Origin of the sequence: Lentzea sp. NEAU-D7 (assembly GCF_026242055.1) — a bacterium.
Lineage (GTDB): Bacteria > Actinomycetota > Actinomycetes > Mycobacteriales > Pseudonocardiaceae > Lentzea.
In genome coordinates this window covers 114473-134521 of record NZ_JAPJDL010000014.1, presented here as the reverse complement: position 1 = coordinate 134521, position 20049 = coordinate 114473, and the positions used below count along the sequence as shown (strand labels likewise).

24 protein-coding genes and 1 riboswitch are annotated in these 20049 nt (G+C 69.9%); of the genes, 15 read left to right on the top strand and 9 right to left on the bottom strand.

The genetic code is table 11. The features are described 5' to 3' along the window. Window positions 1-2 precede the first annotated feature (2 nt). The 3 genes from ORI60_RS26725 to ORI60_RS26715 all read left to right on the top strand — a co-directional run bounded on the left by ORI60_RS26725 (window position 3) and on the right by ORI60_RS26715 (window position 2867). On the top strand, window positions 3-683 hold the full coding sequence (locus ORI60_RS26725; protein WP_266040750.1) for a M50 family metallopeptidase: 681 nt from the start codon (window positions 3-5) through the stop codon (window positions 681-683). A 61-nt stretch (window positions 684-744) separates the two neighbouring features. Beyond that, window positions 745-2478, top strand: coding sequence for an arginine--tRNA ligase (gene argS, locus ORI60_RS26720; RefSeq protein WP_266040749.1), 1734 nt, complete (start codon window positions 745-747; stop codon window positions 2476-2478). Window positions 2479-2549: 71 nt separating this feature from the next. Next, window positions 2550-2867: a WhiB family transcriptional regulator gene (locus tag ORI60_RS26715; protein ID WP_090072333.1), complete on the top strand. Its 318-nt coding sequence runs from the start codon at window positions 2550-2552 to the stop codon at window positions 2865-2867. On the opposite strand, the gene ORI60_RS26710 is transcribed toward ORI60_RS26715, so the two are convergent. Then, a complete protein-coding gene (locus ORI60_RS26710) occupies window positions 2840-3637 on the bottom strand; it encodes a SigB/SigF/SigG family RNA polymerase sigma factor (protein WP_266040748.1) in 798 nt (265 codons plus the stop codon). The two genes, ORI60_RS26715 and ORI60_RS26710, sit on opposite strands and share 28 nt — an antisense overlap. Further along, complete coding sequence (locus tag ORI60_RS26705; RefSeq protein WP_266040747.1) at window positions 3634-4032, bottom strand: ATP-binding protein; 399 nt, start codon at window positions 4030-4032, stop codon at window positions 3634-3636. Before ORI60_RS26705 ends, ORI60_RS26710 begins: the two co-directional genes overlap by 4 nt. A 71-nt stretch (window positions 4033-4103) precedes the next feature. On the opposite strand from ORI60_RS26705, the gene ORI60_RS26700 reads away from it, so the two are divergent. Then, window positions 4104-4832, top strand: a complete 729-nt coding sequence (locus ORI60_RS26700; protein ID WP_323055946.1) for an ATP-binding protein — start codon at window positions 4104-4106, stop codon at window positions 4830-4832. Here the strand turns inward: ORI60_RS26700 and ORI60_RS26695 are convergent. Next, entirely contained in the window at window positions 4829-5185 is a 357-nt protein-coding gene (locus ORI60_RS26695; RefSeq protein WP_266040745.1) for an STAS domain-containing protein, read from the bottom strand. The two genes, ORI60_RS26700 and ORI60_RS26695, sit on opposite strands and share 4 nt — an antisense overlap. A 142-nt stretch (window positions 5186-5327) precedes the next feature. Next, complete coding sequence (locus ORI60_RS26690) at window positions 5328-5996, bottom strand: ANTAR domain-containing protein (RefSeq protein WP_266040744.1); 669 nt, start codon at window positions 5994-5996, stop codon at window positions 5328-5330. A gap of 253 nt (window positions 5997-6249) precedes the next feature. On the opposite strand from ORI60_RS26690, the gene ORI60_RS26685 reads away from it, so the two are divergent. From ORI60_RS26685 to gcvP, 9 genes are all read left to right on the top strand, one after another. Next, window positions 6250-6465, top strand: coding sequence for a hypothetical protein (locus tag ORI60_RS26685; protein ID WP_266040743.1), 216 nt, complete (start codon window positions 6250-6252; stop codon window positions 6463-6465). 106 nt (window positions 6466-6571) lie between these two features. Next, window positions 6572-7153, top strand: a complete 582-nt coding sequence (locus tag ORI60_RS26680) for a CDP-alcohol phosphatidyltransferase family protein (protein ID WP_266040742.1) — start codon at window positions 6572-6574, stop codon at window positions 7151-7153. 42 nt (window positions 7154-7195) lie between these two features. After that, window positions 7196-7579: a glycine cleavage system protein GcvH gene (gene gcvH / locus ORI60_RS26675; protein WP_266040741.1), complete on the top strand. Its 384-nt coding sequence runs from the start codon at window positions 7196-7198 to the stop codon at window positions 7577-7579. 113 nt (window positions 7580-7692) lie between these two features. Continuing rightward, complete coding sequence (gene garA / locus ORI60_RS26670; protein WP_030476302.1) at window positions 7693-8151, top strand: glycogen accumulation regulator GarA; 459 nt, start codon at window positions 7693-7695, stop codon at window positions 8149-8151. A 48-nt stretch (window positions 8152-8199) separates the two neighbouring features. Beyond that, window positions 8200-8739 carry a MerR family transcriptional regulator gene (locus ORI60_RS26665; protein ID WP_266040740.1) on the top strand — a complete coding sequence of 180 codons (540 nt, stop codon included), beginning with the start codon at window positions 8200-8202 and terminating at the stop codon, window positions 8737-8739. Between the two features lie 151 nt (window positions 8740-8890). After that, window positions 8891-9364 carry a bifunctional nuclease family protein gene (locus ORI60_RS26660; protein WP_030468959.1) on the top strand — a complete coding sequence of 158 codons (474 nt, stop codon included), beginning with the start codon at window positions 8891-8893 and terminating at the stop codon, window positions 9362-9364. A 328-nt stretch (window positions 9365-9692) separates the two neighbouring features. Beyond that, on the top strand, window positions 9693-10259 hold the full coding sequence (locus tag ORI60_RS26655) for a MerR family transcriptional regulator (protein WP_323055945.1): 567 nt from the start codon (window positions 9693-9695) through the stop codon (window positions 10257-10259). Between the two features lie 88 nt (window positions 10260-10347). Next, window positions 10348-11319: a Clp protease N-terminal domain-containing protein gene (locus ORI60_RS26650; protein ID WP_266040738.1), complete on the top strand. Its 972-nt coding sequence runs from the start codon at window positions 10348-10350 to the stop codon at window positions 11317-11319. Between the two features lie 56 nt (window positions 11320-11375). Then, window positions 11376-11471, top strand: a riboswitch (glycine riboswitch). 152 nt (window positions 11472-11623) lie between these two features. Next, window positions 11624-14515, top strand: coding sequence for an aminomethyl-transferring glycine dehydrogenase (gene gcvP, locus ORI60_RS26645; RefSeq protein ID WP_266040736.1), 2892 nt, complete (start codon window positions 11624-11626; stop codon window positions 14513-14515). Window positions 14516-14560: 45 nt separating this feature from the next. Here the strand turns inward: gcvP and ORI60_RS26640 are convergent, their stop codons facing one another. The 4 genes from ORI60_RS26640 to ORI60_RS26625 are packed head-to-tail and all read right to left on the bottom strand — an operon-like array spanning window position 14561 to window position 16412. Continuing rightward, complete coding sequence (locus tag ORI60_RS26640) at window positions 14561-14743, bottom strand: hypothetical protein (protein WP_266040734.1); 183 nt, start codon at window positions 14741-14743, stop codon at window positions 14561-14563. 12 nt (window positions 14744-14755) lie between these two features. Beyond that, on the bottom strand, window positions 14756-15361 hold the full coding sequence (locus tag ORI60_RS26635) for a class I SAM-dependent methyltransferase (protein WP_266040733.1): 606 nt from the start codon (window positions 15359-15361) through the stop codon (window positions 14756-14758). An 11-nt stretch (window positions 15362-15372) separates the two neighbouring features. Continuing rightward, window positions 15373-16032: a maleylpyruvate isomerase family mycothiol-dependent enzyme gene (locus ORI60_RS26630; RefSeq protein WP_266040732.1), complete on the bottom strand. Its 660-nt coding sequence runs from the start codon at window positions 16030-16032 to the stop codon at window positions 15373-15375. A 2-nt stretch (window positions 16033-16034) separates the two neighbouring features. Further along, the gene (locus tag ORI60_RS26625; protein ID WP_266040730.1) at window positions 16035-16412 is read right to left on the bottom strand and encodes a DUF3224 domain-containing protein; all 378 of its coding nucleotides are present in this window, start codon (window positions 16410-16412) and stop codon (window positions 16035-16037) included. Window positions 16413-16461: 49 nt separating this feature from the next. Here ORI60_RS26625 and ORI60_RS26620 point away from each other — a divergent pair, with 49 nt between their 5' ends. Beyond that, entirely contained in the window at window positions 16462-17433 is a 972-nt protein-coding gene (locus tag ORI60_RS26620) for a helix-turn-helix transcriptional regulator (RefSeq protein WP_266040729.1), read from the top strand. Then, window positions 17421-18233, top strand: a complete 813-nt coding sequence (locus tag ORI60_RS26615; protein WP_266040728.1) for an aldo/keto reductase — start codon at window positions 17421-17423, stop codon at window positions 18231-18233. Before ORI60_RS26620 ends, ORI60_RS26615 begins: the two co-directional genes overlap by 13 nt. A 102-nt stretch (window positions 18234-18335) precedes the next feature. Here ORI60_RS26615 and ORI60_RS26610 read toward each other — a convergent pair whose 3' ends face one another. Beyond that, entirely contained in the window at window positions 18336-20042 is a 1707-nt protein-coding gene (locus tag ORI60_RS26610) for a substrate-binding domain-containing protein (protein WP_266040727.1), read from the bottom strand. Window positions 20043-20049: the final 7 nt, after the last annotated feature.

Below are 20049 nucleotides of genomic sequence, written 5' to 3'. Positions count from 1 at the left end.
CGATGCCTTCCGAGTTGCTGACCGACGAAGTGCTGATCACGTGGGGAACGGCGGCCGCCGCGTTCCTGGCCGTCGCGCTGCACGGGATCTGGCGGGTCACCCGCAACGTCATCACCATCGCCCACGAGGGCGGGCACGCCCTGCTGGCCGTGCTGACCGGACGGCGGCTGAGCGGGATCAAGCTGCACTCCGACACGTCCGGGCTCACCGTGTCGCGCGGCAAGCCCCGCGGGCCCGGGATGGTGCTGACCGCGGTGGCCGGGTACGTCGCGCCGTCCCTGCTCGGGTTCGGCGCGGCCGTGCTGATCACCAACGAGCAGATCCAGCTGATGCTGTGGATCAGCATCGGGTTCCTCGCCGCGATGCTCGTCATGATCCGCAACGTGTTCGGCGTGCTGTCCGTCATCATCACCGGCGGCGTGTTCTTCTTCGTCTCCTACTACGCCTCCGTCGAGGTCCGGGACGCGGCCGCGTACGTGTTCGCCTGGTTCCTGTTGCTGGGCGGTGTCCGGCCCGTGTGGGAGCTGCAGGTCAAGCGGTGGCGCCGGCAGGCCCCCCGGTCGGACGCCGACCAGCTCGCCTGGCTGACCGGGGTGCCGGCGCTGGGGTGGGTGACGTTCTTCGGGGCGGTCAGCGTCGCCGCGCTCGTCGGCGGAGGGGCGCTGTTGCTCGGGCGGTGGTGAACGGGGTTTGCCGCGGGTGAAATACTCGGGTGAACAAGCCAGAGGTCGAGAGGTGGGTTCAGTGCTGCGTGGGGATGTCGGGCTCGAACTGGGCCAGCGGGTCGCGCGGGCGTTGCGCGTCGCCCTGGACGTGGACATCACCGCCGAGGAAGCGCTGATCCGACCGTCCAACCGAGACGGTGCCGACTACCAGTGCAACGTCGCGATGAGCCTCGCGAAGAAGGTCGGCAGGAACCCCCGCGAGGTCGCCGGCCTCATCGTGGAGCACCTGGACGCCCAGGACGCGGTCGAGACGCCGGAGATCGCCGGCCCCGGCTTCATCAACCTGAAGCTGCGCCGCGAGTGGCTGGAGGCGCAGGCCGCGAAGCTGCTCGCGGACGACCGCCTCGGGGTGCCCGAGACCGACGAGCCCCGCCGGATCGCGATCGACTACAGCAGCCCCAACGTGGCCAAGGAGATGCACGTCGGGCACCTGCGCTCGACGATCATCGGCGACGCGTTCTGCCGGCTGCTCACCTTCGCCGGGCACGAGGTCATCCCGCACAACCACCTCGGTGACTGGGGCACCCCGTTCGGCATGCTCATCGAGCACCTGACCGACGAGGGCCACGGGGCCGACCACGAGATCAGCGACCTCAACGCGTTCTACCAGCAGGCACGCCAGAAGTTCGACAACGACCCGGGCTTCGCGGACCGCGCACGGCGCCGCGTGGTGCTGCTGCAGGGCGGCGACGAGGCGACGCTGGCGCTGTGGCACGAGCTCGTGGGCGAGTCGCAGCGGCACTTCAACGAGGTCTACGAGCTGCTCGGCATCGGTCTCACGGCCGAGGACAACTACGGCGAGAGCTTCTACAACCCGTACCTCGCGGACACGATCACCGAGCTGCAGCAGAAGGGTCTCATCGAGACCAGCGACGGCGCGCTGTGCGTGTTCCCGCCGGGGTTCACCAACCGCGAGGGCGACCGGCTGCCGCTGATCGTGCGCAAGAGCGACGGCGGCTACGGCTACGCCACCACCGACTTCGCGACCGTCCGGTACTGGGTGCGGGAGCGCAAGGTCGACGACCTGATCTACGTCGTGGGCACGCCGCAGGCCCAGCACTTCCAGATGATCTTCGCCACCTCGAAGCAGGCCGGGTGGCTCGACGACGCGCACACCGCCGTGCACACCGGGTTCGGCACGATCCTCGGGGCCGACGGCAAGACCATCCGGACGCGGGCCGGCGGCACGATCAAGCTGATCGACCTCCTCACCGAGGCCGTCGAGAACTCCTACCAGGTGATGCCGGAAACGTCCGAAGTGGAGGGTGAGGAGAAGGCCGCCCTCGCCCGCACGCTCGGGATCGGCGCGGTGAAGTACGCGGACCTCTCCAACGACCGGGAGAAGGACTACGTCTTCACCTGGGAGAAGATGCTCGCCAAGACCGGCGACACGTCGGTGTACATCCAGTACGCGAACGCGCGCATCCTGTCGATCATCCGCAAGGTCGGGCGTGAGGCGCCCCAGGACGCGCCGCTGGAGCTGCGGGAGCAGGCCGAGCGGGACCTGGCGCTGAAGCTGCTGCAGCTCTCCACGGCCGTCCACGCGGCCATCGACGAGCTCGCGCCGCACAAGCTCACGACCTACCTGTTCGAGACGGCGACGGCGTTCTCGACCTTCTACAACGACTGCCCGGTGGCGACCGCCGAGACGCGCGAGTTGCAGGATTCGCGCCTGCACCTGCTCACGCTGACCTCACGCGTGCTCACGCTGGGCCTGTCCCTGCTGGGGATTGGCGCACCCGAAAGGCTGTAACTGGTTTATCCCTGGTCAGACCGAGGTACGCAGTGATCGCAACTCTTTCCCCTAGTCCTCCGGGAGTCGCGATGACCTGCACCACCCGTCTGCCCAAGCCGGTCACCGAGGTGTGGGACTGGCAGATGGACGGCCTGTGCCGCGGCGAGAACAGTGCGATCTTCTTCCACCCCGACAACGAACGCGGCTACGCGCGGGCGGCCCGCGAGGACAAGGCGAAGGCGATCTGCGGGCACTGCCCCGTGCTCGAACGATGCCGGGCCCACGCGCTCGAGGCTCAAGAGCCGTACGGCGTGTGGGGCGGCATGGGGGAGGACGAACGGCGCCAGATCGTCAACGCGGCCCGGCGCCGTGTTCGTGCCTACTCCTCCAGCACGTCCCGCAGCTGACGCAACGTCTTCGCGAGCAACCGCGAGACGTGCATCTGGGAGATGCCGACCTTCTGGGCGATCTGGGTCTGGGTCATGTTGCCGAAGAAGCGCATGACCACGATCTTGCGTTCGCGCTCCGGCAGCTTCTCCAGCAACGGGTGCAGCGCCTCGCGTTGCTCGATCATCGCGATCTCGGGGTCTTCCTCGCCGATGGTCGAGCCCAGCGAGATCGACGAGTCCTCCGACATCAGCATGTCGTCGAGGGACGCGCTCTGGTAAGCGTTTCCGGCCGCGAGTCCTTCGTGGATCTCCTCGCGTGACAGGCCCAGGTGCTCGGCCAGCTCCGACGGCGTCGGGGCACGACCGAGCGACTGGGACAGCCGCGAGGTGCCCGCGTTGATCGCCAGGTGCAGCTCCTTGAGCCGCCTCGGCATCCGCACCGACCAGCTGGAGTCGCGGAAGTACTTCCGGACCTCACCCATGATCGTCGGCACCGCGAACGACAGGAAGTCGCTGCCGCGTTCGGGGTCGAACCTGTCCACCGCGTTGATCAGGCCGACCGTCGCGACCTGCACCAGGTCCTCGTGCGGTTCGCCGCGGTGGCCGAATCTGCGGGCGATGTGCTGGGCGACCGGGAGGTGTTCGGTGACGAGCCTGTCCCGCAACGTCTCGCGCGCGGGGCCGTCAGGCGTCCCCGCGAGCTCGGCGAACAGCGGTGCCAGGTGGTCGTAGTCACCCGACCGGGCCTTCTTCTCCTCGGTCTTGGTCGCCTCTTCCGATCCGGTCACGCATCCACCGCCCCTGCCGTGGACTTCACGAGGTTGATGTGCACCAGGAACCCTTCGCTCTCCTCGACCCGCGTCTGCACGGAGTCGACGAGCGCGGTCAGCACCCGCCAGCCGAAGCTGGCCTCGTCAGGCCCCGCCGCGGACTTCGCGGAGATCTTCGCCGCAACGTGGACGGCACCCTTGTCGTCCACCGCGAAGTGGCAGCTGAGCACGGCGTCCTGCGCCGCCAGCGTGATCAGCGTGGAACAGGTCTCGTCCACGGCGAGCTTCAGGTCCTCGATCGAGTCGAGGTCGAAGTCCTGCCGCATCGCGATGTCCGCGGCGACAGCACGCACGATGGACAGCTGCGTGGGATCCGCCGCCATCCGGAGCTCGACGCCTGACAGTTGAGTCACAGCCACCTCGTAGTCCGTTCTGCTTAGGGACGGCATGTAGTTGCCGTACCCGAATCGATCTCATTCCACACGTGTACTGGCGGGGCTCCCAGGGAAGTCACCTGCTGAAGGCAACCAACCGGAGGAGCGCTGTGCTTGTGCACGAAGATTTCCTTGCCCTCCGATTCCCGGCGGACGCGCGCGAAGTGGCACCTGTGCGGCACCAGCTTCGTGAATGGCTGCACGGTGCCGGTTTCGGTGAGGACGAAGCGAGCGATCTCGTCCTCGCGGTCAGCGAGGCGGTCAACAACTCGGTGGAGCACGCCTATCCGGGGGCCGCCCGCGGCACCGTCGAGGTGCGTGCGCACTGCGACCTGGACGGCTCCGCCCACGTGGACGTCACCGACCACGGCCAGTGGCGGGTGCCGCCTCCGGCGATGACCATGCGCGGACGGGGTTTTCTGCTCATGCGGGAGAGCGTGGACGAGGTCGAGATCCACCGCAGGGCGAGCGGCACGACCGTGCGCCTGCGGCGGGCCCGTTCGCCCGTGCTGCCCGTGGCCAGAGCGGCGCCCGAGTGCGACGTCCAGATCCACGAGACCTCCTCCGGCGTAGTAGCGGTCGTGAGCGGGAACGTGCCCGTCGAGGCAGGTCCGTCGCTGCGCCGCACGCTCACCACCGCGGCGCGTGGGGGCACCGTGCCGCTGACCGTCGAGCTCAGCGGGCTCGGCGTGGAGAAGGGCGGGGTCGATCAGGCCCTCCACGACGTCGCCGAGGCGCTCAGCGCGGCGGGCAACCGACTCGTCGTCCGCAGGCGCTAGGCCAGCGCGGAGTCGACGGAGTCGTGCAGGCTGAAGACCTCACCGAGCCCGGTCGCCTCCAGCGGACGCGTCACGGCCCGAGCCTTCGCCACGACCTTGAGCGAGGCCTCCTCCTGCTGCGCCCGCCTCGCGGCCTCGACGAGCACGGCCAGCCCGGCGGAACCGAGGAACGTCACCCCGGTCATGTCGACGACGAAGACGCCACCGTCGCCGAGCCCGTTGATGAGGGCCTCGCGCAACGCCGGCGCGGACACCATGTCGACCTCACCGGACACGGCGAGGACGGTGACTCCGGGCGCCGGCTGCCGCACCTTCAGCTCGATCTGCTCCGCACGCGGATCCTGCACAGTCACCGAAGTACTTCCTCTCGAATACAGGAAGCCGCCACGCAGCGGCCCCGATGCGGCTGGTGGCTCAACCGCTGCGGACACCACCGTACGGGAGTGGCCGCTTCACAGGACAGGTCGAGTCGTCCATACCCGGACAATGGTCGGTTCAAACGCGTAGCGCGTCCCACAGGTTTCGCGCGACCTCGAACGCGGCCGGCGGCGGCTCGACGACCTCCTCCGCGCTGTCCTCCAGCGTCCCACCGACGACCAGGACCAGCGCGGTGGCCACGTCCCGCAGCTTCACGTTGGCGTGCTGGCTGGCCCGCACGAGCAGTTCGAAAGCCTCTCCGGGCGCGCACGGCCGCGCCCCCATGACCAGGCCCTTCGCCTGTTCGATGTAGCGGCGGTGCTGCACCATCCGCACCATCTGGTCCGCGCGCAGCACCTCGCCCGAGCAGAACTCGACGACCGCGGCCGCCGTCGCCACGAGCGGCTCTATCTCCTCGATGGCCTTCAGGTCCTCGACCTGGGGCTTGTGCGAGAGGTAGACGGTCAGCACGACCGGCCCGCTGTCGCCCCAGCTGCCCGGCACGGCGACGACGTGCGTCCCGGAGACCTCCCCGAACACCTGCCGTTCGTCGCGCGAGGCGTCGACGAGCGGCCCCGAACCGGTGCTGAGCTGCTCGGCGTCGAGTTCCTCGGCGACCCCGATGGCGCGCAGCAGCGTGCCGTCCGGCCACACGCTCAGCCCGACGCCCTCGCAGCCGTCGAGCCGCGAGCACAGGTGGTCCATCAACCGGGAGAGGAGCTCCGCACCGAATTTCACCTGGTTCACGTGATGAGGTTAGGCCCAGCCGATCCCGGACGGGCGTTGTGCGGTCATCGGCGTACGACGAACGGTTGCGCAGGCAAGGACCCGGAGATCCGTTCCGCTTCGGACCCGAACAGCTCGGCGCGCCGATTGATCCAGTTAACGCTAAGGACCCAAACAGGACACGTGTTCTGAACCACAGTCCGCCAGAATTCGTTCTCAGGGATAACGCCGGAGCCCCGGTGCGCGACATCCCTGATGTCACGGAGGGACTGAGATGAGAACCGCCATGGAAACCCAGCCGCAGCAGGACGCAGAGTCCGATTCCGCGCTGCCGACCACGCCGTGCAGCGTGGTGTGGAGCCGGGGTCACGCCTACGTGCTCGAGGGTTTCCGCGCTCGCTGGGTGGGCCGCGACGACCGGGGCCGTCCGCACGCCATCAGCGGTGCGGAGATGCAGCGCCGCGGCTGGACGTTCACCCGGACGGCCTGAGTCCCACCCCCGCGAGAACGAACGATCCGCACCCCGCAACCAGTCGCACAGCGTGCCGTGACGCCATCCGGCAGCCCTTGCGCAGTCACTCGTTTAGAGTGCGGGTGTGCGTGATCCGGCTGATCGCCTGCTGACGATTCCGAACCTGCTCAGCGTGCTGCGGCTGGCCGGTGTTCCGCTGTTCCTGTACCTGTTGCTCGGACCCCGCGAAGACGGCTGGGCGCTGCTCATCCTCGTCTTCGCGGGCTTCTCCGACTGGCTGGACGGCAAGCTCGCCCGCTGGCTCAACCAGATGAGCAACCTCGGCGCGCTGCTCGACCCCGCCGCCGACCGCCTCTACGTGTTCTGCACGCTGCTGGCGTTCGTGATCAGGGACATCGTGCCGCTCTGGGTCGCCCTCGTGCTGGTGAGCCGGGAGGTCGTCGTCGGCATCTGCCTGCTCGTCCTGCGGCAACGCGGCTGGGGCCCGTTCGAGGTGACGTACCTGGGCAAGGCCGCGACCTTCAACCTGCTCTACGCCTTCCCCCTGCTGCTTCTCGCGCAGGGCGACTCGGGCTGGGCACAGGTCGCCCAGCCGGTCGCCTACGCCTTCACGGTCTGGGGCGGAGCCCTCTACCTGTGGTCGGCGCTGCTGTACGTCTACCAGTTCTTCCTGGCCCTGCGGGTCACACCTCGCACGGTCGCGTGAAAAGATCACCCCATACAGGTTCAGCACGAGGAGCGCAGTCAGTTGATTCCCGAGGAGCTTCGTTACACCGAGGAGCACGAGTGGATCGCCAGCACAGGCGAGAACACGGTGCGCGTCGGCATCACCGACTACGCCCAGGAACAGCTCGGTGACGTCGTCTTCGTCCAGCTGCCCGAGGTCGGTCACACCGTGGCGGCGGGTGACACGTTCGGCGAGGTGGAGTCCACCAAGAGCGTGTCCGACCTCTACTCGCCGGTCGACGGCGAGGTGACCGCCATCAACGACGCGTTGGTCCAGTCGCCGGACGCCGTCAACACCGATCCGTACGGTGAGGGCTGGATGGTCGAGATCAGGCTGAACGACCCCGAGGTGCTGGAAGGCCTGCTGGACGCGGACGCGTACAAGGCGTTGGTGGAGAAGGAGTGACGTCGATCTTTCGCCGGATCTTCGGCCGGAAGGGGAGCCGCGCTGAAGGCGGTGACCCCAACGCGATAGGTTTTACGGGAAGTGACGGATCCAGCAGCAGGAGGAGAGCTCAGGTGAGCACGAACGACGGCCCAGGCGTTCCGCCGGAGCAGTCCCCGGAGCGGACCTCCGTCTTCCGGGCGGACTTCCTCCAGGAGATGGAAGGCGGCGCCGAGGCGCCCGCACAGGAGCCGGCCGTTGCCGGTGTTGACGCCCTTCCCGCCGGTTCCGCGCTGCTCGTGGTGAAGCGCGGCCCGAACGCCGGTTCCCGGTTCTTGCTGGACCGCGACACGACGAGCGCCGGGCGCCACCCCGACAGCGACATCTTCCTGGACGACGTGACGGTCTCGCGCCGCCACGCCGAGTTCCGCCGGGAGAGCGGCGAGTTCGTCGTCATCGACGTCGGCAGCCTCAACGGCACCTACGTCAACCGCGAGCCGGTCGACCAGGCCGTCCTCGCGAACGGCGACGAGGTTCAGATCGGCAAGTTCCGCCTCGTCTTCCTGACGGGTCCTGGCTCCGCGGGAGCCTGACGCGTGACGGCCGGGCGGCCACAACGCGGGGCCTCGAGCATCGGAGCTGTGCTCGCGCAGCTCCGGCCCGAGTTCCCCGACGTCACCATCTCCAAGATCCGCTTCCTGGAAGCGGAGGGGCTGGTCCGCCCGGCACGCACCGCCTCCGGCTACCGCCAGTTCAGCACGGCGGACGTCGAGAGGCTGCGGTTCGTGCTGTCCGCACAACGCGACAGGTACCTGCCGCTCAAGGTGATCCGCGAGCAGCTCGACGCCACCCCGGTGGACTCCGGCTCGCTCTCGCGGTTCGACCTGCTGGCCCAGACCGGGTTCAGCGCGGAACAGCTGGCCCAGCTGGAACGCGACGGTCTGCTGCGCCCCGGCCCCGGTGGCCGCTTCACCTCTGACGACGTCACCGCGCTCCGCACGATCCGGACGATGACCGGACTCGGCGTCGAGCGCGAGCACCTGCGCGCGGTCCGCGCGGCAGCCGATCACGAGGTGGTCGTGCTGAAGTCGTTCTCAGATACCGAGACGGTCCGGGAATTGGCCGGCCTCTTCACCTCGTTGCACTCGATGTTGGTGCGAGCGGGCTTGCGGCAGTCCTGATCGGTCGGCGGGTGTGCCTTCTTGATCACGATCTGCCCGCAACAATTGAGCACTCGGCCCGCTTGGCGGGTAGCGTCGGAGAGGTACGCCGGGGGATGCTCGGGTGTGAAACCGGGTCGTCCCCGAACGGATTAGAGGGAGGCGAGGCCCGATGAGCGAAATGCGTGTCGTCGGCGTGCGGGTGGAGCTGCCCCAGAACCAGCCGATCCTTCTTCTGCGCGAAACCGAGGGCGAGCGCTACCTGCCGATCTGGATCGGCAGCGTCGAGGCCACGGCGATCGCACTGGAGCAGCAGGGCGTTCGTCCTGCCCGTCCGCTCACCCACGACCTCCTCAAGGACGTCATCGGTGCGCTGGGGCGCAACCTCGAGCAGGTGCGGATCACCGACCTGCAGGAGGGCACGTTCTTCGCGGAGCTCGTGTTCGACGGCGACGTGCGGGTGTCCGCGCGGCCCTCGGACTCGGTGGCGCTGGCGCTGCGCGTCGGTGTGCCCATCCACGCCGAGGAGTCCGTGCTGGCCGAGGCGGGCCTGATCATCCCGGACGAGCAGGAGGACGAGGTGGAGAAGTTCCGCGAGTTCCTCGACTCCGTCTCCCCCGAGGACTTCCGCGGCGCGGACACCTAGACACGGCGGGGGTGCGGACGCCTGAGTTTCAGGGGGTCGCACTCCGTCCCGTGAGGGCGTGAGGGCAGTTCGTTTGGACGTCCCTCGATCGGACTACCTACGGTCGTTTTGATCGCTAAACGATCACTAAACGTCACCTGAAGGTGCTAGTTCGGGTGACGGTATGACTCTCTACCTCAGGTTGAGGGTCGCAACTCCCCGCGCGTCGCGTTGACCTGCCATCGGACCGGTCTTACCGTCGAACTCGAGTGGACGTCGCCGCTTCGCGGAAGTGGACGCGGCGGCTTGACGGTCATGAGTTTCGTGGCCGTTCCGAGGGGAGGCAGGCGTGGTCGAGGAAGCGCCCTTGAGGGCCGAATCCGGGCTGCAGGGTGAACTGTTCCCGGACTCCTCGCTGCCGGACGAGCTCGTCGGTTACCGAGGACCCGCGGCGTGTCAGATCGCGGGCATCACGTACCGGCAGCTCGACTACTGGGCAAGGACCGGGCTGGTCGCGCCGACGATAAGGATGGCGCACGGCTCCGGCAGCCAGCGGCTGTACTCCTTCAAGGACATCCTGGTGCTCAAGGTCGTGAAGCGACTGCTCGACACCGGTGTCTCCCTGCAGAACATCAGGGTCGCGGTCGACCACCTGCGCCGCCGCGGCGTGCAGGACCTGGCCAAGATCACGCTCTTCTCCGACGGCACCACCGTCTACGAGTGCACCTCGCCCGAAGAGGTCGTCGACCTGCTGCAGGGCGGCCAGGGCGTGTTCGGCATCGCGGTCAGCGGAGCGATGCGGGAGATCTCCGGCACGATCCACGAGTTCCCGTCCGAACGTGCGGACGGCGTCGAGATCGCCCCGATGACCGAGGACGAGCTGACCCGCCGCCGTCGCGAGCGCGCGACCGGCTGACCGGCTCGCCGAACGTGGCCGACCGGCCGTTCGCGCGTGGCCGGTCGGCAGCAGCGCCGCCGCCTCGCCCGTCCCTAGCGTTGCCGGCATGACGCACACCCCTTCGTCACAGGTGGTCAAGGTCCTGGCCGCGGCCGTGCGGCGCGCGGTCCGCCTGGAGTTCGGCTTCGCCGGCACCGAGAACCTGCTGATCTCGCTGATCGACACGACCGGCCCCGGCCGCAAGCTCGGCGTGAAGTCGATGCGCGCCCAGGCGATGGCCAGGGGGACCGAGCTCTGGGCCGGTGACGACGGCGGGGTCGTTCCCGAGCCTGATCCGGCCGTCACGGCGCTGATGAGCGCCGCCTGCGACCTCGCCCGCGTCGAGACGGTTCTGCCCGTCAGCGTCGCGCTGGACGGGTGTCTGCGCGCGGCGGTCGCCCGGGCCGGGGACGGCGTGCTGACCACGACCCACCTCTCGCTCGCCTTGCTGGAGCAGGAGTCCGGAAGGGCTGCGGACCTGTTCGTGATTCTCGGCGTAAACGTCGAGGCGACGGCCGACGCCGTGCGAGCCGATGCCGCGCGGACCTACGCCGAACCCGAGGAAGCACCCGCGGTGTGGTTGCTGCGCAAGGCGGGGGCGCTGGAGGGGGAGTCCGGCGGCGGGTACGTGCGCTGGCTGACGCGCTGGATCGCCCGGGGCCAGGGGCTGGGCGGCCCGGTGCTGACCGTGGTCCGCAACGAGGCCGAGAGGCTGGCCGTCGCGGCGCGGCGCGACGTCTCGTCGCGCGATCTCGTGGAGGCGGTGCTGACGGTCGACCACCAGCTCGCGGTGTCGGGCCGGAGGCTGAAGCCGGAGCTCGAGTCCGGTGGGGCGGCGGCATTGCGCGAGGCGGGCGTGGACCCGGCCGCGCTGCCCGCCGGCGGTGGCCCGGTGGAACGGGCGCTGGAACGGGCGAAGCTCGTCGCGGCCCGGCGCGGGGACGCCGTCGTGGGCACCCGGCACCTGCTCGTGGCGGTGCGCGACGACCCCGCCGACCCGGTCGCCGGGGCGCTCGCCGGTCTCGGCACTGAGATGTAGGTCGCGTCCGTAGCGACTACCCGAGCTGCCTGCGGGTATTCTTCTCGGGTAGTCGCTGAACTCAGGCGGGAGAGCCCGGGCCTAGTGCCCGGCGCCGAAGGAGCAAGTCCCTCCCCGGGAACCTCTCAGGCATCCAGGACCGCCAGAGCGAGACGCCTCTGGAAAGTGGAGTCCCCGCAAGGGGAATCCCGCCGACGGTGAAAGCCCATCCTGTGGTGGGTGAACCTCTCAGGCGCCCCTCGGGGTACGGACAGAGCGGGGAGGGCACCAGGACACGTGTGCCCGCAGCCCCCGGAGGCGTTTGATGACGCAGGACCGCATTCCGCTCGCCGCTCTCGAGCACGGCACCCCGTTCGCCGACCGCCACGTCGGTCCGCGTCCCGCCGAACTCGCGCGCATCCTCGACGTGATCGGCGTCGGTTCGCTCGAGGAGCTGGCGCAGCACGCGGTGCCTTCGTCCATCCACGAGCGCGACCTCGTGCTGGACCTGCCCGCCCCGGCCACCGAGACCGAGGCGCTGGCCGAGCTGCGCGAGCTCGCCTCGCAGAACCGCCCGATGACGCAGATGATCGGCCTCGGCTACTACGACACCGTGACGCCGGGCGTGATCCTGCGCAACGTGCTCGAGTCGCCCGCCTGGTACACCGCGTACACGCCGTACCAGCCGGAGATCTCACAGGGCCGTCTTGAAGCGCTGCTGAACTTCCAGACCATGGTCGGCGACCTGACGGGCCTGCCCGTCGCGAACGCGTCCATGCTGGACGAGTCGACCGCCGCCGCCGAGGCGATGACGCTGGTGCGCCGCGCGGGCAAGTCCAAGTCGAACAAGTTCGTCATCGACGCCGACACGCTGCCGCAGACGCTGGCCGTCATCGAGACGCGTGCCGAGCCGCTGGGCATCGAGATCGTCGTCGCGGACCTGTCGCAGGGCATCGAGGGCCTGGGCCTGGGCGGCGACTTCTTCGGCGTGCTGCTGTCGTACCCCGGCGCGTCCGGTGTGGTGCGCGACCAGGCCGCGCTGATCGAGGAGATCCACGCCGCCGGCGCCCAGGCCGTCGTCGTCGCCGACCTGCTGTCGCTGACGCTGCTGCGCGCGCCGGGTGAGATCGGCGCGGACGTCGTCATCGGCACCACGCAGCGCTTCGGCGTGCCGATCGGCTTCGGCGGCCCGCACGCCGGCTACATGGCCGTCCGGTCCGGTCTGGAGCGTCAGCTGCCCGGCCGTCTCGTCGGTGTCTCCGTCGACGCCGACGGCTCGCTGGCCTACCGCCTGGCCCTGCAGACGCGCGAGCAGCACATCCGCCGTGAGAAGGCCACGTCGAACATCTGCACCGCGCAGGTGCTGCTGGCCGTGATCGCGTCCATGTACGCCGTCTACCACGGTCCTGAGGGCCTGCGTTCGATCGCGACCCGCGTGCACCGCCTGGCCACCGTGCTCGCCACGGGCCTGTGCGAGGCCGGGCTCGACGTCGTGCACGGCGAGTTCTTCGACACCGTCCAGGTGCGCGTCGAGGGCCGGGCCGCCGCGGTCGTCGAGAAGGCGCGCGAGGCCGGCATCAACCTCCGCAAGGTCGACGACGACGTCGTGGCAATCGCTTGCGACGAGAAGACGACGCGCGCGCACATCGTCGCGGTGTGGGAGGCCTTCGGCGTCACGGGGTCCGATGTGGACGCCATCGACGCCGACACCGCCGACGGCATCCCGGCCGACCTGCGCCGCACCTCGGACTACCTGACCCACCCGGTCTTCCACGCGCACCGCTCCGAGACCGCGCTGCTGCGCTACCTGCGCGCGCTGTCCGACAAGGACGTCGCCCTGGACCGCAGCATGATCCCGCTCGGCTCCTGCACGATGAAGCTGAACGCCACCGCGGAGATGGAGTCCATCACGTGGCCGGAGTTCTCGACGTTGCACCCGTTCGCGCCGGTCGAGGACGCGAAGGGCCTGCTGAAGATCGTGTCCGACCTGGAGGCCTGGCTCGCCGAGGTCACCGGCTACGACGCGGTGTCGCTGCAGCCCAACGCCGGCTCGCAGGGTGAGTTCGCGGGCCTGCTCGCGATCCGCGCCTACCACCGCGCGAACGGCAACGCCGACCGCGACGTCTGCCTGATCCCGTCGTCCGCCCACGGCACCAACGCCGCGTCCGCCGTCATGGCCGGCATGCGCGTCGTCGTCGTGAAGTGCGACGACAAGGGCAACATCGACATGGGCCACCTGCGCCAGACCGTCGCCGAGCACGCCGGCGACCTCGCCGCGATCATGATCACCTACCCGTCGACGCACGGCGTGTACGAGGACACCGTCCGCGAGGTCTGCGGCCTGGTCCACGACGCGGGCGGCCAGGTGTACGTCGACGGCGCGAACCTCAACGCGCTGATCGGCCTGGCGCGCTACGGCAAGTTCGGCTCGGACGTCTCGCACCTGAACCTGCACAAGACGTTCTGCATCCCGCACGGCGGCGGTGGCCCCGGCGTCGGCCCGATCGGTGTGAAGTCCCACCTCGCCCCGTTCCTGCCGAACCACCCGCTGCAGCCGACCGCGGGACCGGCCACCGGTGTCGGCCCGATCTCGGGCGCCCCGTGGGGTTCCGCGTCGATCCTGCCGATCTCGTGGGCGTACGTGCGCATGATGGGCGGCGACGGCCTGCGCCGCGCCACCCTGACCGCCGTGGCGGCCGCGAACTACGTGGCGCGTCGTCTCGACGAGCACTACCCGGTCCTCTACACCGGCGAGGGCGGTTTCGTGGCCCACGAGTGCATCCTCGACCTGCGCCCGATCACCAAGGCCACCGGCGTGACGGTGGACGACGTCGCCAAGCGCCTCGCCGACTACGGCCTGCACGCCCCGACGATGTCGTTCCCGGTCGCCGGCACCCTGATGGTCGAGCCGACCGAGTCCGAGGACCTGGCCGAGATCGACAGGTTCATCGACGCCATGATCGCCATCAAGCGCGAGATCGACCGCGTCGGCGCCGGCGAGTGGCCCGTCGAGGACAACCCGCTGCGCAACGCCCCGCACACCGCGGCCTGCGTGACCGTCGGCGAGTGGAACCACCCGTACACCCGCGAGGAGGCCGTGTACCCGGCCGGTACCGGTGCTCCGAAGATCTGGCCGCCGGTCCGCCGCATCGACGGCGCGAAGGGCGACCGCAACCTGGTGTGCTCCTGCCCGCCGCTCGAGGCGTACAGCAGCTGATCTGGGACGTGGGAGAGGGGCGCACTCGGGGGTGCGCCCCTTTTCTCATGCCCCGGCGGGGCAGGCGTCGTCGCCGCAGTTCTCGTCGGCGCTGAGGCCGGGCCTGGCCAGGTCGTGCTCGAACGCGAAGTGGAAGCAGTCGGGGTGCATCCGCTCGAACAACTCGAAGTCCTCGGTCTCCAGCTCGACCGTCTCACCGCAGCGCTGGCAGGTCTGTTCCTCTGACACGGCCAGATGGTCTCACCCGCGCCGGGCGAACAGCACCGCGCCGTCCTCGCCCAGCAGCCACCGCGCCTCCACGGTGAAGCCCGCGTCGCGCAGCCACCCCGCCACCCGGTCGGGCGGCCGCAGGTGCACGTTCACCCTCATCGGATGCCCGCCGTAGCCGCGCGTCTTGAGGTTCGTGCGGTCGCCGACGTGGAAACCCAGCTGCAGCAACCCGTCCGGCGCCAGCGCCTCCCGGAAGTGTCCGAAGACCACGGGCACAAGATCGTCCGGCACGTGGATCAGCGACCACCAGCAGAGGATCCCGCCGACCCCGTGGCCGAGCGGCTCGGTCATCGAGCCCACCTCGAACCGCAGCCCGGGGTGGTTCTCCCGCGCCAGCGCGATCATCGCGGGGGAGAGGTCGATCCCGAACGCGTCCACGCCCAGTCCGTTGAGCAGCGCGGTGATGTCGCCGGGCCCGCAGCCGACGTCCGCGACGGGCCCGCGCACCTCCTCGGCGAACAACCGCAGCGCCGCCCGCAGGTGCGGCAGGCCGTCGAGCAGGCCGCGTGTGCGTTCCGCGTAGCTGACCGCCACCGCGTCGTAGGAGTCGCGCGTGTCCGTCAGCCAGTCGCCCACGCCGGAGGAAGCTACTCCTCGAACGGCTCCGGCCGGTGCCGTCCGGACAACGCCAGCGAGGAGATCCACACGTCCGGATCGCCGTCCCAGTCCAGCGCCTTGATCTGGTCGGCCGACCGCCTCCCGCCGACGGCCCGCATCAGCTCGAACGACGTCGCCCGCAACGTCCCGGCGGGGTCGCCGTGCCCGAGCACGCGGTCGCCGTGCTCCAGCGTGATCCGCAACGCCGGCACGCCGTTCTCCCGCATCCGCTGGTCGAGCCGCTGCAACGGCCGCACCAGCGCCGCGCGCACCTCGACGCCGTCCCGCCCGCCCGGCACGCCCAGTGCCGCGCGGAGGTCGTGCTCGTGCGCGATCACCTCCGTCAGGAGGTCCGGCCCCATCGGCGTGTCGAACAGCGGCCGGGCCAGCTCCAGGTTCGCGTCCCACTCGGCGAAGGCGTCGGCCAGCGAGTTGCCGCGCCGGTCGCGCACCTGCCGTTCGCCCCACTCGCCGGACTCGACACCGTCGAACCGGCGGTCCGCGAAGTCGCGCAGACCGCCGGCGAGGTGCGCCACCACGTCCTTGACCGACCAGCCGGGCGTCGCCGCCACGGGCGTCTGGGGATCAGCGCCGGACACCAGCGCGGTGATCCGTTCCTTGGCCGCGTCGTAGAGAGGGGCGTTGGTCATCTTCAGACCTCGTACTCCAGGGTGTAGGTGCCGCTGCCATCCTGCGCCCAGTCCACCGTCACCGCACCTCGCGCGTTCAGGTACTTCCCGGTGCCGTCGACGACCTCGATCACGGCCTCCACAGAGGACCGGTACGCGCCGACGTGCCGCAGCACCAGCGTGCCCGCGTCGGTGGCGACCTCCTCGATCGCGGTCGTCCACGCCACGTCGTCGCCGTAGTACATGAGGTACCGGCAGCTGCCGACGCCGCTGACGTCACCCGCGTAGGTGAACTGGACGTGCGCCTCGGTGAGCTTGCGCCCTTCGACCTCCTGGTAGGACCGGCCGTCCCAGGTCTTCTCGTCCCAGCTCTTCACTTCGATGGTTCCGGTTGCCTTCATGCGGGCCACTCTGCTGGTAATTCCTGACAGATCGTGTCAGGTTCATCCCGTGAAATCCGGCAGGCTTCTCCAGGTCCTCCTGCTCCTGCAGTCCAGGGGCCGGATGACGGCCGACGAACTGGCGTCCGAGCTGGAGGTCTCGCCGCGCACGATCTACCGCGACGTCGAGGCCCTCTCCGCCTCCGGCATCCCGATCTACGCCGACCGCGGCCCCGCGGGCGGCTACCAGCTGGTCGACGGCTACCGCACCCGGCTGACCGGCCTGACGACCGATGAGGCGCAGTCGTTGTTCCTCGCGGGCCTTCCCGGCCCCGCCCAAGCGCTGGGGCTGGGGGAGTTCGCGGCCGCGGCCCAGCTCAAGCTCCTCGCCGCGCTCCCGACCGAACTGCGCGGCAAGGCCGAGCAGATCCGCCAGCGCTTCCACCTCGACACCCCGACGTGGTTCCGCGGCGACGAACCCACCGAGCACCTCGCCACCATCGCCGACGCCGTCTGGGAGCAGCGCAGGGTCCGCATGACCTACCTGCGCTGGGGCGACCAGACCGTCGAGCGCGAGGTGGACCCCTACGGGCTCGTGCTGAAGGCCGGCACCTGGTACTTCGTGGGCAGCGGCCGCACCTACCGCGTCTCGCGCGTGCTCGCGCTCGAGGTCACACCGGAGTCGTTCGACCGTCCCGGCGACTTCGACCTCGCGCGGTTCTGGGCAGAGTGGTCGGAGCAGTTCGAGGCCCGCATGTACGGAGAGCGCGTCACGGTCCGCATGACGCGCTCAGGACTGGACAAGACCCAGTACCTGCTCAGCGGCCACCAGGCCCGCGTCATCCGAGACGCCGCGCCCGAACCGGGGGAGGAGTTCGGCTTCCCCACCGAGTCGCACCGCCACGCTGTGGCTGACCTGCTCAAATTCGGTGCGGACGTGGAGGTCCTGGCGCCGGGCGAGGTGAGACGCGAACTCGTCGCGACAATCAAGGCGATGCAGGACGTCTACAACGATGCGAAGCTACGCGCATGGTTCCGCTGATTGCGTTGAACAACGGAGTACGGATCCCTCAACTCGGCTTCGGCGTCTACCAGGTGCCGGAGGACCAGGTGGCCGGTGCCGTGACGACGGCGATCGAGGCCGGCTACCGCAGCATCGACACCGCCGCGGCCTACGGCAACGAGTCCGGCGTCGGCGACGCGATCGCCGGCGTGCCCGGCCTGTTCATCACGACCAAGCTGTGGAACGCCGACCAGGGGCACGACGCCACGCTGCGCGCGTTCGACGAGAGCATGCGCCGCCTGCGCCTCGACGTGCTCGACCTCTACCTCATCCACTGGCCGACCCCCCGGCGCGACCTCTACGCCGAGTCGTGGCGCGCCATGGAGAAGCTCTACGCCGACGGCCGCGTGCGCGCGATCGGCGTCTCGAACTTCCACACGCCGCACCTGCAGCGCCTGTTCGACGAGTTCCCGACCACCCCGGCGGTGAACCAGATCGAGCTGCACCCGTTCCTGCAGCAGGAGGAGATGCGCAAGGTGCACGTGACGCACCGCATCGTCACCGAGGCGTGGTCACCGCTGGCGCAGGGCGCGCTGCTGCGCCAGCCGGACATCACCGGTCTCGCCGAGAAGTACGGCAAGACCCCGGCCCAGATCGTGCTGCGCTGGCACGTCCAGCTCGGCAACGTCGTGATCCCGAAGTCCGTCACGCCGTACCGGATCAAGGAGAACATCGACATCTTCGACTTCGAGCTGGCCCAGGACGACATGCTCGTCATCACCGAGCTCGACAACGGGACCCGCACCGGTCCGGACCCCGACCGCTTCAACGCCGCCTGAGCGACCGGTCGCGGGGGGGGGGGGCGGGGGGGGGGGCCCCCCCCCGCGCGCCCCCCCCCCCCCCCCCCCCGCACCGCCGCCTGAGCGACCGGTCGCGCTCGGTCAGGCCTTCGTCGACAGCACCTGACCGAGCGCCGCCTCCACGCCGTCCACGTCCTCGACCACCGACACCGACCCGCCGGTCGTCTGCGCGATGTCCGTCAGCGCCGCCTTGTCGACCTCGCCGCCGATGGCGATGAAGCTGACCGGCAGGTCCGTCCCGTGCAGCTGCTCCTTCAGCGCGGCCAGGTCGATCCCGCCGTCCGAGGTGCCGTCGGTGATCACCACGACCCGGTTGACCCGCCCGGCCACGTACCCGTCGTGCGCCGTCTCGTAGCAGGCCGCCAGCGCGGTGTAGAGCTGCGAGCCCTCCGCCGTCTTGAGCGCGTCGATCGACCTGCGCAACGCTTCGCGCTTCTCGCTGACGGGACCGGTGGCGACGAGCTGCTTGTGCGGCTTCGACCCGTCGAGGTCGCGGGCGAACTCCCACAGCCCGAACGATCCCGACACCGACCTGTCGACCTGGCCGCGCAGGGCCGCCTTCACCTTGTCCAGCCTGGGCTTCATCGACGTCGAGACGTCCGCCAGCACGGTGACGACCTGTCCGCCGCGGTCCGCCGAGGCCCAGGCCGAGGAGATCTGCTGCGTGGTCGTCGCGTCGGCGGCGACCAGGTTCTCCGTGACGGGGGACCAGGACACGCCCGGGGAAGGCGACGGGCGGTCCTGAGTGGACTCCACCCGCAGACCGCCGCGCGCCAGGATCGCCTGCTGCGGTGCTTCGGTCATGAAGTCGCGGAACGCCTGCGCCGCACGCACTTCCGCCTCGCCGACCTCGCTGCCGCCCAGCGCGACGTACGGGAAGTCCGCCACCGGGGCCGGTCCGGCGGGCAGCACGCCCACCAGCGGCTTCGACGGCGCCTCCTTGCCGGTGTTGTGCTTGAACAGGTCCACTTCGGACACCGGCGTGGCCGAGAAGCCCGCCGCGTTGACCGTCGCGCTGTCGCCCAGGCGCCGCAACGCGTCCCGCGTCGTGGGCGGAACCTCCGGCGGCACGGTGGCGGCGAGCTTGGTCAGCGAGGACTTCGCGGCGTCCGATCCGAGCGACTCCGCGGTGACCGGGCCCTTGCCGCCGGCCAGCGCCGCCTGGATCGCGAGCGCGGACGACGTGTTGGCGGACGGATCGGGCATCGCGACGCTGAACCGGCCCCAGGGCTGGCCGAACTTGGTCCAGTCCGTCACCCCGGGCATGTCCGACCAGCGGAAGTCCTTCAGCACCGGCGCGGCGGCCTCGGGGGCCGCGAGCAGCACCGGGGACGTGCCGACGGACTTCGGCGCCGAGCCGACGAGCTTCGCGTTCAGCGCGGACAGCCGGTTCGCCCACAGCGTCGAGTCGGGCAGCCACGCGTGCGGGCGCTTGCCGAGCTTCTGCTCGTCCCAGGTCGTCGTCAGGCCTTCCAGCACCGCGGAGGAGTCCGCGGAGATCACTTCGATCGCGATGCAGTGGTCGTACACCACGGGCCGTGTCGCGCTGTACGCGCGTGCGACGTCCCTTACGGCTTCCGCGACGCTGGGCGTCACGGAGACGCGCAGCACCGAGTCACCCTCGCTGCAGTTCTGGGCCAGGGCCTGAGAGCGCTTGTCGAGCACACTGCCGGCCCACGACAGGGCGAGCCAGCTGAGGCCAAGCAGCACCACGAGCACGACGATGAGCACGGGCCACTTGGCGATTCCGCGCTTCACCTTCGCCCGCAGAGCGCGGTGTCGAGACATCGATCCC

Coding starts and splice junctions, on each gene's coding strand:
- ORI60_RS26725 (WP_266040750.1), top strand. CDS start 3: ATGCCTTCCGAGTTGCTGACCGACGAAGTGCTGATCACGTGGGGAACG.
- ORI60_RS26715 (WP_090072333.1), top strand. CDS start 2,550: ATGACCTGCACCACCCGTCTGCCCAAGCCGGTCACCGAGGTGTGGGAC.
- ORI60_RS26685 (WP_266040743.1), top strand. CDS start 6,250: ATGAGAACCGCCATGGAAACCCAGCCGCAGCAGGACGCAGAGTCCGAT.
- ORI60_RS26660 (WP_030468959.1), top strand. CDS start 8,891: ATGAGCGAAATGCGTGTCGTCGGCGTGCGGGTGGAGCTGCCCCAGAAC.
- ORI60_RS26650 (WP_266040738.1), top strand. CDS start 10,348: ATGACGCACACCCCTTCGTCACAGGTGGTCAAGGTCCTGGCCGCGGCC.
- gcvP (WP_266040736.1), top strand. CDS start 11,624: ATGACGCAGGACCGCATTCCGCTCGCCGCTCTCGAGCACGGCACCCCG.
- ORI60_RS26630 (WP_266040732.1), bottom strand. CDS start 16,032: ATGACCAACGCCCCTCTCTACGACGCGGCCAAGGAACGGATCACCGCG.
- ORI60_RS26625 (WP_266040730.1), bottom strand. CDS start 16,412: ATGAAGGCAACCGGAACCATCGAAGTGAAGAGCTGGGACGAGAAGACC.
- ORI60_RS26615 (WP_266040728.1), top strand. CDS start 17,421: ATGGTTCCGCTGATTGCGTTGAACAACGGAGTACGGATCCCTCAACTC.
- ORI60_RS26610 (WP_266040727.1), bottom strand. CDS start 20,042: ATGTCTCGACACCGCGCTCTGCGGGCGAAGGTGAAGCGCGGAATCGCC.